Source organism: Micromonospora sp. DT47 (genome assembly GCF_049844475.1).
Taxonomy (GTDB): domain Bacteria; phylum Actinomycetota; class Actinomycetes; order Mycobacteriales; family Micromonosporaceae; genus Micromonospora.
This window is the reverse complement of record NZ_JBNCLC010000022.1, coordinates 22622-35997: the sequence shown is the minus strand read 5'-3', so window position 1 is coordinate 35997 and position 13376 is coordinate 22622. Positions and strand designations below refer to the sequence as shown.

Sequence of the window (13376 nt, the reverse complement as noted above, 5' to 3'; positions counted from 1 at the left end):
TTCGGCCCTACCGGCGCACCGGCGGTCCGTCGCTGATCATCGCGCCGGCGGGGACGCCGACGTAGACTGGCACTCGCTACAGTCGAGTGCCAGAGCGCTCGCCCCGGCGCGCACCCGCCCCGGGGCCGCCGTGCGTCAGGAGGTGGGGAGATGGGTCTCGACGACCGCAAGCTGGCCGTGCTGCGGGCGATCGTCGAGGACTACGTCGCCACCCAGGAGCCGGTCGGCAGCAAGGCCCTGGTCGAGCGGCACCAGCTCGGGGTCTCCCCGGCGACGGTCCGCAACGACATGGCCGTGCTGGAGGAGGAGGGCTACATCCGGCAGCCGCACACCAGTGCCGGCCGGGTGCCCACCGACCGTGGCTACCGCCTCTTCGTCGACCGGCTCTCCCGGGTCAAGCCCCTGAGCCCGGCCGAGCGCCGGGCGATCGAGCGCTTCCTGCTCGGCGCGGTCGACCTGGACGACGTGGTGCACCGCACCGTCCGGCTGCTGGCCCAGCTGACCCGGCAGGTCGCCGTGGTGCAGTACCCGAGCCTGGCCCGCTCCTCGGTGCGCCACCTGGAGCTGGTGCCGATCTCCACCACCCGGCTGATGCTGGTCATGATCGCCGACACCGGCCGGGTCGAGCAGCGGCTGGTCGAGCTGCCCGCGCCGATCCCCGCCGACCACGTCACCGACCTGCGCCGGCTGGTCAACGAGAAGCTGGTCGGCAGCCAACTGTCGGAGACCCCGCCGCTGGTCCAGGCACTGGTCGAGGAGTCGGCGCCGCACCTGCGCGGGGCGATGACCACACTCTCCACGGTGCTGCTGGAGACCCTGGTCGAGCGGCACGAGGAGCGGATCGCGCTGGCCGGCACCGCCAACCTGACCCGGGGCGGGCTGCTCGACTTCCAGGGCTCGCTGCGGCCCATCCTCGAGGCCCTCGAGGAGGAGGTCGTGCTGCTCAAGCTCATCGGCGAGGCCGAGCCGAGCACCACCCGGGTGCTGATCGGCGACGAGAACGAGATCGACAACCTCCGGGCCGCCTCGGTGGTCAGCACCGGGTACGGCCCGGGCGCGACGATCGTCGGCGGTCTGGGGGTGCTCGGCCCCACCCGGATGGACTACCCCGGCACCATCGCCACGGTGAGGGCCGTGGCACGCTACGTGGGCGAGCTGCTGGCCCAGAACTGACCCAAGGCAGGGGCCGGCGGCCGGCTCCGGCCGACGACCGGCGCAACGCGAGACGAACATGAGGACACCGAACGCAGTGGCCAGGGACTACTACGGCATTCTCGGCGTGAGCCGGGAGGCCTCCGACGACGAGATCAAGCGCGCCTACCGCAAGCTGGCGCGGCAGTTCCACCCGGACGTCAATCCGGACCCGGAGGCACAGGAGAAGTTCAAGGACATCAACGCCGCGTACGAGGTCCTCTCGGACGACCGGAAACGGCAGATCGTCGACCTGGGCGGGGACCCGCTCGCCCCGGGCGGCGGGGGCGCGGGCGGTCCGGGCGGCCCCGGCGGGGCGGGCCCGTTCGTCGGCTTCCAGGACATCATGGACGCCTTCTTCGGCGGCGCGGCCGGTGGCGCGCGCGGTCCGCGGCCGCGGACCAGGCCGGGCGCGGACGCGATCCTCCGGCTGGAGCTGGACCTGCACGAGACCGCGTTCGGCGTGGAGGCGCCGATCACCGTCGACACCGCGGTGCTCTGCACCACCTGCTCCGGCGCCGGCACCGCGGCCGGCACCCACCTGGCCACCTGCGAGGCGTGCGGCGGCCGGGGCGAGGTGCAGTCGGTGCAGCGCACCTTCCTCGGCCAGGTGGTCTCCGCCCGGCCCTGCACGGTCTGCCAGGGCTACGGCACCACCATCCCGCACCCCTGCCCGACCTGCGCCGGTGACGGCCGGGTCCGGACCCGCCGCTCGCTGACCGTCAAGATCCCCGCCGGGGTCGAGGACGGCATGCGGATCCGGCTGGCCCAGCAGGGCGAGGTCGGCCCGGGCGGCGGCACCGCCGGCGACCTCTACGTGGAAATCCACGAGCGGCCGCACGACGTCTACTCCCGCAAGGGCGACGACCTGCACTGCCGGGTCACCGTGCCGATGACCGCCGCCGCGCTCGGCACCCGGCTGACCATCAAGACGCTGGACAGCGAGGAGACGGTCGACGTCAAGGCCGGCACCCAGCCGGGCAGCACGCTGCGGCTGCGCGCCCGGGGCGTGCCGCACCTGCGCGGCACCGGCCGGGGCGACCTCTACGTCCACCTCGACGTGCGTACCCCGACCAAGCTCGACGCCGACCAGGAGAAGATGCTGCGCGACTTCGCCAAGACCCGGGGCGAGGAGGTCGCCGAGCTGACCAAGCAGGGCGGCTTCTTCTCCCGGATGCGCGACGCGTTCAACGGGCACGCCTGAGGTGTCCGCGCCGCTGTTCCTGGTCGAGGCGCTGCCCACCGGTGACTCGCTGACCCTGGACGGTCCGGAGGGGCACCACGCGGCGACCGTGCAGCGGCTGCGGGTCGGCGAGGAACTGCTGCTCGCCGACGGGCGGGGCGGCACGGCCGCCGCCGTGGTCACCGCCGTCGGCCGGGGCACCCTCGACCTCGACGTCACCTCCCGGGGGTACGTCGACGCGCCCGTCCCCCGGATCGTCGTGGTGCAGGGCATCGCCAAGGGGGACCGGGGCGAGCTGGCGGTGCAGGCGATGACCGAGGTCGGGGTCGACGAGATCGTGCCCTGGGCGGCGTCCCGGTCGGTGACGCAGTGGCGCGGTGACCGGGGCGTACGGGCCCGGGACAAGTGGGTCGCGACCGCCCGGGAGGCGGCCAAGCAGGCCCGCCGGGCCTGGCTGCCGGTGGTGGCCGGGGCCCCGGACGAGCCCACCGCCACCGTGGCCCGCCGGATCGCCGGGTCCGGTGCCGCGTTCGTGCTGCACGAGGAGGCGCAGGAGCGGCTGACCACCGCCGAGCTGCCGGAGACCGGTGAGGTCGTGCTGGTGGTCGGGCCGGAGGGGGGCATCGCCCCGGTGGAGCTGACCGCGTTCGTCGAGGCGGGGGCCCGGCCGGTGCGGCTCGGCTCCTCGGTGCTGCGTACCTCGACGGCCGGCGTCGCCGCGCTCAGCGTGCTCGCCACCCGCCTCGGCCGCTGGTGACCGTCCGGCCCGAGGTCCAGCAGGGTGGGGCCCGGTGGCCGGGTCAGGAGCGCAGGTACGAGGCTCCGTTGAGGTCGACGATCGTGCCGGAGGCCCACTCCGCCTCGGGGGAGGCGAGCCAGTGCACCGCCGCGGCGATCTCCTCGGGGCGGGCGACCCGGTGGAACGGGCTCTGCGCCCGGACCGCGTCGCCGCGCGGGGACTTCAGGTGCTCGTTGGTCATGTCGGTCTCGACGAAGCCGGGGGCGACGGTCGCCACCGCGATGCCGTACGGCGCGAGCGCCACCGCGAGGGACTGCGCCATCGCGTTCATCCCCGCCTTGCTCGCCCCGTACGCCGGGTTGGCCGGCTCGCCCCGGAACGCGCCCCGGGAAGAGACGTTGACGATCCGCCCGCCCCGGTCACGCATGTGCTGGGCGGCGCACCACGACGCGTTCGCCGCGCCGAACAGGTTGGTGTCCAGCACCTCGCGCCAGCGCTGCCGCCACTGGTCGTAGCTGCTCTCGAAGACCGGGTGCGGCGGGTCCGCCGGGCCGAACACCCCGGCGTTGTTCACCAGCACGTCCAGCCCCCCGAGCGGGGCGGCGGCCTCGTCCACCATGGCCCGTACCGCGTCCGGGTCGGCGAGGTCGGCGCGGACCACCACGTGGCCGTCGCCGGGCAGCTCGGCGCGGAGCCGCTCGGCCAGCTCCGCCGAGTCGCGGTGGTGGATCGCCACCCGGTCCCCGCCGGCGGCGAACGCCCGGGCCACCGCCCGCCCGATGCCCCGCGAGGCCCCCGTCACCAGTACCGCCCGTGAAGTCACGGGCCACATCATGCCCCAGCGGGTCGGCGAGCCTTACCATGCCCCGATGGGATCCGACTGCCTGTTCTGCCGCATCGTCGCCGGGGAGATCCCGGCCACCATCGTCCGGGAGACCGCCACCACCCTCGCCTTCCGCGACACCGGCCCGAAGGCGCCGGTGCACGTGCTCGTCATCCCGAAGGAGCACTACGCCGACGTGGCCACGCTCGGCCAGGGTGACCCGGCGCTCGCCGGCGAGGTGCTGGCCACGGCGGCCGCGGTGGCCGAGGACGAGGGGCTGCTCGGCGACGGCTTCCGGCTGATGTTCAACACCGGCGCGTACGGCGGCCAGGAGGTCTTCCACGCCCACGCGCACCTGCTCGGCGGCGCGCCGCTCGGCCCGATGCTGGCCCGGGACCTGGCGTGACGGGAGCGCCCGACCGGTTGGCGCGGATGGTCCGCCGGGTCCAGGCCCAGGGCCGGGTGCCGGCCCTCGCGGCGGCCCTGCACCGGGCCGACCGCCCGCTCTGGACCTGCGAGGTCGGCGGCATCGGCAACGACACCACCCTCGGCCCGGGGACCCGGTTCCGGATCGGCTCGGTCACCAAGACGTTCACCTCCGTACTGGTCATGCAGTGCCGCGACGACGGGCTGCTCGACCTGGACGACCCGCTCGGCCGGCACCTGGACCTGCCCGCGCACGGCGAGCTGACCGTGCGCCGGCTGCTCTCGCACACCGCCGGCCTGCAACGCGAGCCGTACGGGGACGTCTGGGACACCCTGCGCGCCCCGGCGGTCGACCAGCTGGTCGCGGACCTGACCCGGGTCGAGAAGGTGCTGCCGACCGGCCGGCGCTACCACTACTCCAACCTCGGCATGGCCCTGCTCGGCCGGCTGGTCGGCGCGCTGCGCGGCGGCACCTGGGCGGAGGTGCTCGCCGCGCGGGTCCTCGACCCGCTGGGGCTGGCCGCCACCTCGGTCACGCCCGGGCCGGACGCCGCGACCGGGTTCCTGGTGGACGCGTACTCCGACGAGGCGCACCCGGAGCCGCCGACCGACTTCGGCGCGGTGGGCCCGGCCGCCCAGCTCTGGAGCACCGCGACCGACATGGCCCGGTGGGCGGCGTTCCTGGCCGACCCGGCGGCGCTGGACCCGGCGGGGGCGGTGCTCGCCCCGACCACGCTGGACGAGATGCGCTGGCCGCTGACCACCACCGACGAGACGCTCTGGGCGGCCGGCTTCGGGCTCGGCCTGATCCTGCTGCCGTACCCGGACCGGGTGGTGCACGTCGGGCACGACGGCGCGATGCCGGGCTTCCTGGCCGCCGTCTACGGCCGGCGCGGCGGCGACGGCACGGCCGGCGCGATGGGCTGCGCGGTGCTCGGCTCGTCGGGGACGGCGGCGGAGATCTTCGACCTGCCGCACCGGCTGCTGGCCGCGGCGGCCGAGCACGACCCGGCGGAGATCGCGCCGTGGCACCCCGGCGAGCCCGCGCCCGGGCCGCTGCGCGGAATGCTCGGCCGCTGGTGGGGCGAGGGCTTCGAGTACGTCTTCTCCTGGCACGACGGGACGCTGCGGGCCCGCGGCGCCGACGACCCGGCGGGGAAGCCGCCGGCGGTCTTCGTGCCGCTGCCGGACTCCCCGGACGTGTTCCGCACGGTCGCCGGGCGGGAGGTCGGCGAGCTGCTCCGGCTGACCCGGGACGCGGACGGGACGGTGCTCCGGATGCACTGGGCGACCTACCGCTTCACCCGGCACCAGGAGACCTTCGACCGGTACGACTTCCGCGCCTGACCTCGTCCGTCGCCGCCGCCCGGTCGGGTCGGGCCGTCCGAGCAACGTCGCGGTGAGCGACATGACTGGTGGTCATGAACATGACTGGTGGTCATGAATATGACGGCCAGTCATGTCGCTCGTTCGGTGGTCTGCCTCCCGCCCGGATGCGGCGGACCGCAGGGCCCGTCCGACCGTGGAGAAGATCGCCCCTTGTCCGCTATGCCTGATTCCCATAGCAGCTCTGCGATTTGTGACCGGTTGATCCGGGGCGGGGCGGTGCGTCCCGACTGGCGGGGCGTCACGGAACCCGGCGCGGCGGCGGCCCGGGCCGGACGTCCCCGGGGCGGCCCGGCCGGCGGAAATGGGCGCGGTGCCGCCGGTGTTGAACGGATACGATGGGCGTATCGTCCGCACGCCGCGCCACCAGGGCCCGGCGCCGAGATCGGAAGCAGGTGGCACAGGGCCCGACGGGCCCGATCTATGACCGGCACCCCACCTCCCGGCCCGCCCCGGGTGCAGACCAGGATCACGGTCCCCGACTCCAAGATCATGGTCAACCTGCTCGGCGCGGGCGACGAGATCCTGCGTCTCGTCGAACGCTCGGTCAACAGCGACGTGCACGTGCGCGGCAACGAGATCACCATCACCGGCGCGCCCGCGGACAACGCCATCGCCGAGCGCCTCTTCAGCGAGCTGCTCGAACTGATCGAGAAAGGCGAGACCCTGACCACTGACGCCGTCCGGCGTACCGTCGGCATGCTCGAGCAGGGCAGCGCCGAGCGGCCCGCCGAGGTCCTGACGCTCAACATCCTCTCCCGGCGCGGGCGCACCATCCGCCCCAAGACGCTCGGGCAGAAGCGCTACGTCGACGCGATCGACGCTCACACCATCGTCTTCGGCATCGGCCCCGCCGGCACCGGCAAGACCTACCTGGCCATGGCGAAGGCCGTCCAGGCGCTGCAGGCCAAGCAGGTCAACCGGATCATCCTCACCCGGCCGGCGGTCGAGGCGGGGGAGCGGCTGGGCTTCCTGCCCGGCACCCTCAACGAGAAGATCGACCCCTACCTGCGCCCGCTCTACGACGCGCTGCACGACATGCTCGACCCGGAGTCCATCCCCAAGCTGATGGCGGCCGGCACGATCGAGGTGGCGCCGCTGGCGTACATGCGGGGCCGTACCCTCAACGACGCGTTCATCATCCTGGACGAGGCGCAGAACACCACGCCCGAGCAGATGAAGATGTTCCTCACCCGGCTCGGCTTCGGCTCCAAGATCGTGGTGACCGGTGACGTCACCCAGGTGGACCTCCCCGGCGGGACGACCAGCGGCCTGCGGGTGGTCCGGGACATCCTGGAGAACGTCGAGGACGTGCACTTCGCCCAGCTGTCGAGCTCGGACGTGGTCCGGCACACGCTGGTGGGGGAGATCGTCGACGCGTACGCCCGCTGGGACGCCGAGCGGGAGAACCAGCAGGCGCAGAGCGTGCACGCCGTGCCCGGGCGGACCGCCCAGGGCGGCCGGGCCGGCCGGCGCCGCTAGACCAGAGGAAGACAGTTGTCCATCGAGATCGCCAACGAGTCCGGTGTCGAGGTCGACACCGACGCCGTGCTCGCCGTGGCCCGCCACGCCCTCGACGAGATGGGGGTCAACCCCCTCGCCGAGCTCTCCGTGCTGCTGGTCGACGTCGACTACATGACCGAGCTCAACCATCGCTGGATGGGCGGGGACGGGCCGACCGACGTGCTCGCCTTCCCCATGGACGAGGGCAGCGTCGACCACGGACCGGGGGAGAGCGCCCCGGCCGGTGGCGAGCCCGCCCTGCTCGGCGACATCGTGCTCTGCCCGGAGGTGGCGGCCAAGCAGGCCGCCGCCACCGAACACTCCGCCGCCGACGAGCTGCACCTGCTCACCGTGCACGGCGTGCTGCACCTGCTCGGCTACGACCACGCCGAGCCGGAGGAGGAGCGGGAGATGTTCGCGCTCCAGGCCCGGCTGCTGGCCAGCTGGCGGTCGACCCGGTCCCTGTGATTACCACCCAGGCGGCGAGCGCCGCCGGTCTGCCCGATCTCCAGCTGATCTTCTTCGCGGCGGGGCTGGTGGTGCTCGCCGGTTTCATCGCGATGACCGAGGCGGCGCTGGCCGCCGTCTCCCCGGCCCGGGCCGCCGAACTGGCCCGGGACGGGGCGCGCGGCGCGCGTACCCTCCAGGTCGTCGCCGGTGACGTCGTCCGCCACCTCAACCTGCTGCTCCTGCTCCGGCTGCTGGCCGAGCTGACCGCCACCACCCTGGTGGCCCTGGTCGCGGTGGACACCTTCGGCGCCGGCTGGCGCGCCGCGCTGGTCACCGCCGGCGCGATGACCGTGGTCAGCTTCGTCGTGGTCGGCGTGGCGCCGCGCACCATCGGCCGGCAGCACGCGTACGCGGTGGGCCGGGCGGTCGCGCCGCTGGTCCGCTGGCTGGGCCGGGCGCTCAACCCGCTCGCCTCGCTGCTGATCCTGATCGGCAACGCGGTCACCCCGGGGCGCGGCTTCCGGGAGGGGCCGTTCGCCAGCCAGGTGGAGCTGCGCGAGCTGGTCGACCTGGCCGAGCAGCGCGGTGTGGTGGAGCACGGCGAGCGGCAGATGATCCACTCGGTCTTCGCGCTCGGTGACACCATCGCCCGTGAGGTGATGGTGCCGCGTACCGAGATGGTGTGGATAGAGGAGGGCAAGACGCTCTCCCAGGCGCTGGTGCTCTTCCTGCGGTCCGGCTTCTCCCGGATCCCGGTGATCGGGGAGAGCGTCGACGACGTGCTCGGCGTGCTCTACCTCAAGGACCTGATCCGGCGTACCCAGAGCGGCGACCCGAAGGCCGACGAGCTGCCGGTCGCCGAGCTGATGCGCCCGGCCACCTTCGTGCCCGAGTCCAAGCCGGTCGACGACCTGCTGTCGGAGATGCAGGCCGCCCGCAACCACCTGGTCATCGTCGTCGACGAGTACGGCGGCACCGGCGGCCTGGTCACCATCGAGGACATCCTCGAGGAGATCGTCGGTGAGATCACCGACGAGTACGATGTCGAACGCCCGCCGGTCGAACACCTGGAGGACGGATCGGTGCGGGTCGCCGCCCGGCTCCCGGTGGAGAACCTGGGCGAGCTGTTCGACACTGAACTCCCCACCGACGAGGTGGAGACGGTCGGCGGCCTGCTGGCCCAGTCCCTGGGCCGGGTGCCGATCCCCGGCGCCCGCGCCGAGGTGGCCGGGCTGCGGCTGATCGCCGAGGGCACCACCGGCCGGCGCAACCGCATCGACACCGTGCTGGTGAGCCGGGCGGAGCCGACCGATTCGCCGGACGGCCGGGGGCGCGGCGAGCACGCCGAGTCCCGTGACAACCAGACCAGAACCGAGGAGAGGCAACCCGCCGATGCCTGAGACACCCGCCGTACCGGCCGCCCGGCCCACCCCGTCCGACCCGGCCGAGCTGAGGGCCGAGGACGGCAAGCTGGTCGTCCTGGCTCGCGGTGCCCGGGGTCGGGTGGGGGCCGTCGAGGGCGCGGCGGTCCGCGACCAGGACGGCCGGACGTACGCCGCGGCGAGCGTCTCGCTGCCCTCGCTGACCATCACCGCGCTGCAGCTCGCGGTCGCCTCCGCCGTGGCGGCGGGGGCGAGCCGGCTGGAGGCGGCCGTGGTCGTGACCGAGGCCTCGACGCTGGACGGCGCGGGGCACGCGGCGGTGCGCGACCTCTCCGTCGACGCGCCGATCCACGTCGCCGCCCCGGACGGCACGATCCTCGGCACGGTGGTCGAGTGACCGCCACCGGGGAGCGGCCGTACCGGGCGGGCTTCGCCTGTTTCGTCGGCCGGCCCAACGCCGGCAAGTCGACGCTGACCAACGCGATCGTCGGGAAGAAGATCGCGATCACCTCGAGCAAGCCGCAGACCACCCGGCACGTCATCCGGGCCGTGCTGCACCGCCCGGAGTCCCAGCTCGTCCTGGTCGACACCCCGGGCCTGCACCGCCCCCGTACGCTGCTCGGCGAGCGCCTCAACGACCTGGTCCGGTCGACCTGGTCCGAGGTCGACGTGATCGGCCTCTGCATCCCGGCGGACGAGCAGGTGGGTCGGGGTGACCGGTTCATCAGCGGCGAGCTGGCCGAGCTGAAGGGCACCGTGATCGCGGTGGTGACCAAGACCGACCTGGTCGACAAGAGGCGGCTGGCCGAGCAGTTGCTCGCGGTCAGCGAGCTGGGCGAGTTCGCCGACGTGGTGCCGGTCAGCGCGGTCTCCGGCCACCAGGTCGACACCCTGGTCGACGTGATGACCGGCTACCTGCCGCCGTCGCCGCAGCTCTACCCGGACGACATGCTCACCGACGACCCGGAGCAGGTGCTGGTCGCCGAGCTGATCCGGGAGGCGGCCCTGGAGGGGGTCCGCGACGAGCTGCCGCACTCCATCGCCGTGGTGGTGGAGGAGATGATCCCCGAGGGCAAGGTCATGAAGATCTACGCCGACCTCTACGTCGAGCGGCCCAGCCAGAAGGCGATCGTGCTCGGTCACCGGGCCAGCCGGCTCAAGGAGGTCGGCACCACCGCCCGCCGGGAGATCGAGGAACTGCTCGGCACCCGGGTCTACCTCGACCTGCACGTACGGGTGGCGAAGGACTGGCAGCGGGATCCGAAGCAGCTGCGCAAGCTCGGCTTCTGACCGGTCGTACCGGTCACAATCGGCGGCCGTCGCTGTTCGCCATCGGTCGGGCGTATGGTGTTTTTCACTTTTGGCCAGGGTTGCTGACCGTTTGGCGGAGCCGGGTCGGAGGGTAGGGGACGTTTGCTCCCCTGCCCCCTGACATAGATGCAGGCTGATGCGGAACCGATACCTTGACCTGCTGCGTTTCCTGGCGATCATCCGGGTCGTGGTCTACCACGTCACCGGCTGGGCCTCGCTGACCCTCGTCTTCCCGGCGATGGCAGTGATGTTCGCGCTGGCCGGGTCGCTGATGGCGGCCTCCCTCGACCGCTCCGGGACGCCGGCGGTGCTGCGTCGGCTGCGCCGGCTGCTGCCCTCACTCTGGGTGCTGGCGTTGGTCTTCGTGCCGGCCATGCTGCTGACCGGGCTGGCGCTGACCCCGAAGGTGCTGCTCTGGCTGTTCCCGGTCGCCGACCCGCCAGCCAACGGGTGGGGCGCGCTGACGTTGAGCGTGATCTGGTACCTGCGCGACTACCTCTGGTTCGTGCTCGCCTCACCGATCGCGCTCTGGCTGTTCCGCCGGGCCCCGCTGCCCACCCTCGCCGCGCCGTACGCGCTGCTGGTCGCGATCGAGGTCGGGCTGCTGCCCGACGCGGCGGCGCCGCTGCGCGAGTTCGGCCTCTACTTCGGCGCCTGGCTGCTCGGCTTCGCCCACCACGACGGCCTGCTGCGCCGGCTCAGCAACCGGGTGCTGTTCCCGGCCGCTGCCGTCCTGGCCAGCGCCGGGGCGGCCTGGATCCTCACTCACCGTGGGCCGCGCGGCTTCGACCTCAACGACATCCACCTGGGCAACGCGCTCTGGTCCTCGGCGTTCATCCTGGTCATGCTCGGCCGGGCCCCCACCTCGGCGGCCTGGATCGACCGCAGTCCGCTGTTCAGCCGGCTGGTCACCGTGCTGAACCGCCGGGCGCTGACCGTCTACCTCTGGCACATGCCGTTCGTGGTGCTGCTCACCCCGCTGGTCGACGTGGTCGGGTGGTCCCACCGGGATCCGCTCGGCCTGGCGATCCGGGTGGTCCTGGTCTTCGCCCTGGTCGGGGTGGTCACGCTGGTCGTCGGCTGGGTGGAGGACGTGGCCGCGCGGCGCCGGCCCGAGCTGGTCCCCGGTCGCCGTCCGGCGGCTCGCCGTCCGGCCCGTGCCGCCGCGCCGACCAGCCCCGCGCCCGCCGGGCCCGCCGCCCGGGTGACGGTCCCGGCGCAGCCGCTCGGCCGAGGCCAGCATGGTCGAGATCAACGCTGGCTGACCGTCACGTTCCCGCTGGCGGTGGCGACGTCGAGCACCAGGGAAGCGCCCGGGTCGTCGGTGACGCCCAGCTGCGCGTCGCCCGAGCCGGTGCTGGACCGGACCCGGTAGCGCCCGGTGGGTACGACCAGCTCCACGTCGCCGCTGGAGGCGTGCGCCCGCACCGACGCGGGCCGGTCCAGCTCGACCGTGACGTTGCCGGAGCTGGCCTCGGCGGCCACCTGGCCACCGAGCCGGAGCGCGGTGATGTTGCCGGAGGAGGCGCGCAGGTCGACCGGGGTGGTGACGCTCTCCACCTCGATGTTCCCCGAGCCGGTCTCGGCGCGGACCGGGCCGGTCGCGCCGGTGACCCGGATGTCGCCCGAGCCGAGCGTGAAGTCCACCGGGCCGGTCCGGGCCAGCTCGACGTCGCCGGAGCGGGTCTCGCCCTGCACCCGGACTCCCTCGGAGGCGGTCACCTCGTACGACACCGAGCAGCGGGGGCCGCACTCGGTCTCCAGCACCAGCTCGTCGCCCTTGATCGCGTACGTGGTGTCGGGCTGGTCGCCCTGGTAGCGCAGCACCCGCTTGATCCGTACCCCGGTGGCCGGGCCGGTCGCCCGGACCGTCACGTCCCCCGCGCCGGGCCGTACGGTGATCCGGCTGATCCTGGCCGACTCGGTGGTGTCGAAGTCCAGCCGCCGGGAGGAGAGGGTGTCGCACCCGGCGGTGAGGATGAGGGTGGCGGCCGCGCCCAGGGCGACGGCGGTGCGGGGGAGAGCCATGGTCAGCAACCTATGGCCGGGCCGGACCGCCGCACATCCGGGACGCGACGCCGCCGCACCCCGAACCGACCCTGATTTCCGACCCCGAGGGAGAATGGCCCGATGGCCGGGTACCGCCGACAGCTCTACCGCGACGACGCGGTGGTCCTGCGCGTGCAGAAACTCGGCGAGTCCGACCGGATCATCACCCTGCTGACCCGCCGGCACGGCCGGCTGCGCGCGGTGGCCCGCGGCGTGCGGCGCACCACCAGCAAGTTCGGCGCCCGGCTGGAGCCGTTCGGGCACGTCGACCTCCAGCTCGCCGGCGACCCGAAGGGCAACCAGGGCAGCTCGCTGCACACCGTCAGCCAGGTCGAGGGGATCGACCTCTACGGCAAGCGGTTCTTCGGGGACTATCCGCGCTACACGGCGGCCAGCGCGATCGCCGAGACCGCCGAGCGGCTCACCCCGGTCGAGCGGGAGCCCTCGCTGCGGCTGTTCCAGCTCACCCTCGGCGCGCTGCGGGCGCTGGCCGAGGGGAGCCACGCCACCACCCTGGTGCTCGACGCGTACCTGCTGCGCGGGATGGCGCTCGCCGGCTGGGCACCGGCGCTGATCGCCTGCGCGGTCTGCGGCACGCCGGGGCGGCACCGGGCCTTCTCCGTACCGGCCGGGGGCGCGGTCTGCCCGGACTGCCGGCCGCCCGGCGCGGCCCACCCCGCGCCGGCCACCGTCGACCTGATGTTCGCGCTGACCAGCGGCGACTGGCGGGTCGCCGACGCCACCGAGACCGGGGTACGCCGGGAGTGCAGCGGCCTGGTCGCGGCGCACCTGCAGTGGCACCTGGAGCGCGCGCTACGCTCGCTGCCGCTGGTCGACCGGGGTGCCCCGGTCGCCGGCACGGCCCCGGCACCGGGCGGTGGCGCGGCCGGCCCGGTCCCGCCGCCGCGTGGCGCGGGCACCGGCGTGGACGGC

12 protein-coding genes and 2 pseudogenes are annotated in these 13376 nt (G+C 73.8%); 12 read left to right on the top strand and 2 right to left on the bottom strand.

Annotation, left to right across the window (positions count from 1 at the left end):
* Positions 1 to 150 precede the first annotated feature (150 nt).
* From hrcA to ACLQ2U_RS25785, 3 genes are all read left to right on the top strand, one after another.
* A complete protein-coding gene (hrcA, locus tag ACLQ2U_RS25795; RefSeq protein WP_425753429.1) occupies positions 151 to 1173 on the top strand; it encodes a heat-inducible transcriptional repressor HrcA in 1023 nt (340 codons plus the stop codon).
* Positions 1174 to 1249: 76 nt separating this feature from the next.
* On the top strand, positions 1250 to 2395 hold the full coding sequence (dnaJ, locus tag ACLQ2U_RS25790) for a molecular chaperone DnaJ (RefSeq protein WP_406046160.1): 1146 nt from the start codon (positions 1250 to 1252) through the stop codon (positions 2393 to 2395).
* Position 2396: 1 nt separating this feature from the next.
* Positions 2397 to 3131 carry a 16S rRNA (uracil(1498)-N(3))-methyltransferase gene (locus tag ACLQ2U_RS25785; protein WP_425753427.1) on the top strand — a complete coding sequence of 245 codons (735 nt, stop codon included), beginning with the start codon at positions 2397 to 2399 and terminating at the stop codon, positions 3129 to 3131.
* A 43-nt stretch (positions 3132 to 3174) separates the two neighbouring features.
* Here the strand turns inward: ACLQ2U_RS25785 and ACLQ2U_RS25780 are convergent, their stop codons facing one another.
* A complete protein-coding gene (locus ACLQ2U_RS25780; RefSeq protein WP_425753425.1) occupies positions 3175 to 3936 on the bottom strand; it encodes an SDR family NAD(P)-dependent oxidoreductase in 762 nt (253 codons plus the stop codon).
* A gap of 46 nt (positions 3937 to 3982) precedes the next feature.
* Between ACLQ2U_RS25780 and ACLQ2U_RS25775 the strand changes: the two genes are divergently transcribed.
* From ACLQ2U_RS25775 to ACLQ2U_RS25740, 8 genes are all read left to right on the top strand, one after another.
* On the top strand, positions 3983 to 4342 hold the full coding sequence (locus ACLQ2U_RS25775; RefSeq protein ID WP_425753423.1) for a histidine triad nucleotide-binding protein: 360 nt from the start codon (positions 3983 to 3985) through the stop codon (positions 4340 to 4342).
* Entirely contained in the window at positions 4339 to 5709 is a 1371-nt protein-coding gene (locus tag ACLQ2U_RS25770; protein ID WP_425753421.1) for a serine hydrolase domain-containing protein, read from the top strand. The genes ACLQ2U_RS25775 and ACLQ2U_RS25770 overlap by 4 nt, the downstream gene beginning before the upstream one ends.
* Before the next feature lie 462 nt (positions 5710 to 6171).
* Positions 6172 to 7230: a PhoH family protein gene (locus ACLQ2U_RS25765; protein ID WP_425753419.1), complete on the top strand. Its 1059-nt coding sequence runs from the start codon at positions 6172 to 6174 to the stop codon at positions 7228 to 7230.
* A gap of 15 nt (positions 7231 to 7245) precedes the next feature.
* On the top strand, positions 7246 to 7719 hold the full coding sequence (gene ybeY / locus ACLQ2U_RS25760; RefSeq protein ID WP_425753417.1) for an rRNA maturation RNase YbeY: 474 nt from the start codon (positions 7246 to 7248) through the stop codon (positions 7717 to 7719).
* The gene (locus tag ACLQ2U_RS25755; protein WP_425753556.1) at positions 7695 to 9101 is read left to right on the top strand and encodes a hemolysin family protein; all 1407 of its coding nucleotides are present in this window, start codon (positions 7695 to 7697) and stop codon (positions 9099 to 9101) included. Before ybeY ends, ACLQ2U_RS25755 begins: the two co-directional genes overlap by 25 nt.
* The gene (locus ACLQ2U_RS25750) at positions 9094 to 9480 is read left to right on the top strand and encodes a cytidine deaminase (protein WP_425753415.1); all 387 of its coding nucleotides are present in this window, start codon (positions 9094 to 9096) and stop codon (positions 9478 to 9480) included. Before ACLQ2U_RS25755 ends, ACLQ2U_RS25750 begins: the two co-directional genes overlap by 8 nt.
* On the top strand, positions 9477 to 10373 hold the full coding sequence (era, locus tag ACLQ2U_RS25745; RefSeq protein ID WP_425753413.1) for a GTPase Era: 897 nt from the start codon (positions 9477 to 9479) through the stop codon (positions 10371 to 10373). Before ACLQ2U_RS25750 ends, era begins: the two co-directional genes overlap by 4 nt.
* Positions 10374 to 10530: 157 nt before the next feature.
* A complete protein-coding gene (locus tag ACLQ2U_RS25740; RefSeq protein WP_425753411.1) occupies positions 10531 to 11769 on the top strand; it encodes an acyltransferase family protein in 1239 nt (412 codons plus the stop codon).
* Here ACLQ2U_RS25740 and ACLQ2U_RS25735 read toward each other — a convergent pair.
* Positions 11718 to 12422, bottom strand: a pseudogene (locus ACLQ2U_RS25735) (DUF4097 family beta strand repeat-containing protein); the annotation flags it as partial. The gene ACLQ2U_RS25740 and the pseudogene ACLQ2U_RS25735 overlap by 52 nt on opposite strands.
* Before the next feature lie 102 nt (positions 12423 to 12524).
* On the opposite strand from ACLQ2U_RS25735, the pseudogene recO reads away from it, so the two are divergent.
* A pseudogene (gene recO / locus ACLQ2U_RS25730) lies at positions 12525 to 13340 on the top strand (DNA repair protein RecO); the annotation flags it as partial.
* Between the last annotated feature and the right edge of the window lie 36 nt (positions 13341 to 13376).

What these genes read in the sequence shown, in the direction of transcription:
- hrcA (WP_425753429.1), top strand. Translation starts at nt 151, where the DNA reads ATGGGTCTCGACGACCGCAAGCTGGCCGTGCTGCGGGCGATCGTCGAG.
- ACLQ2U_RS25740 (WP_425753411.1), top strand. Translation starts at nt 10,531, where the DNA reads ATGCGGAACCGATACCTTGACCTGCTGCGTTTCCTGGCGATCATCCGG.
- ACLQ2U_RS25775 (WP_425753423.1), top strand. Translation starts at nt 3,983, where the DNA reads ATGGGATCCGACTGCCTGTTCTGCCGCATCGTCGCCGGGGAGATCCCG.
- ACLQ2U_RS25765 (WP_425753419.1), top strand. Translation starts at nt 6,172, where the DNA reads ATGACCGGCACCCCACCTCCCGGCCCGCCCCGGGTGCAGACCAGGATC.
- ACLQ2U_RS25750 (WP_425753415.1), top strand. Translation starts at nt 9,094, where the DNA reads ATGCCTGAGACACCCGCCGTACCGGCCGCCCGGCCCACCCCGTCCGAC.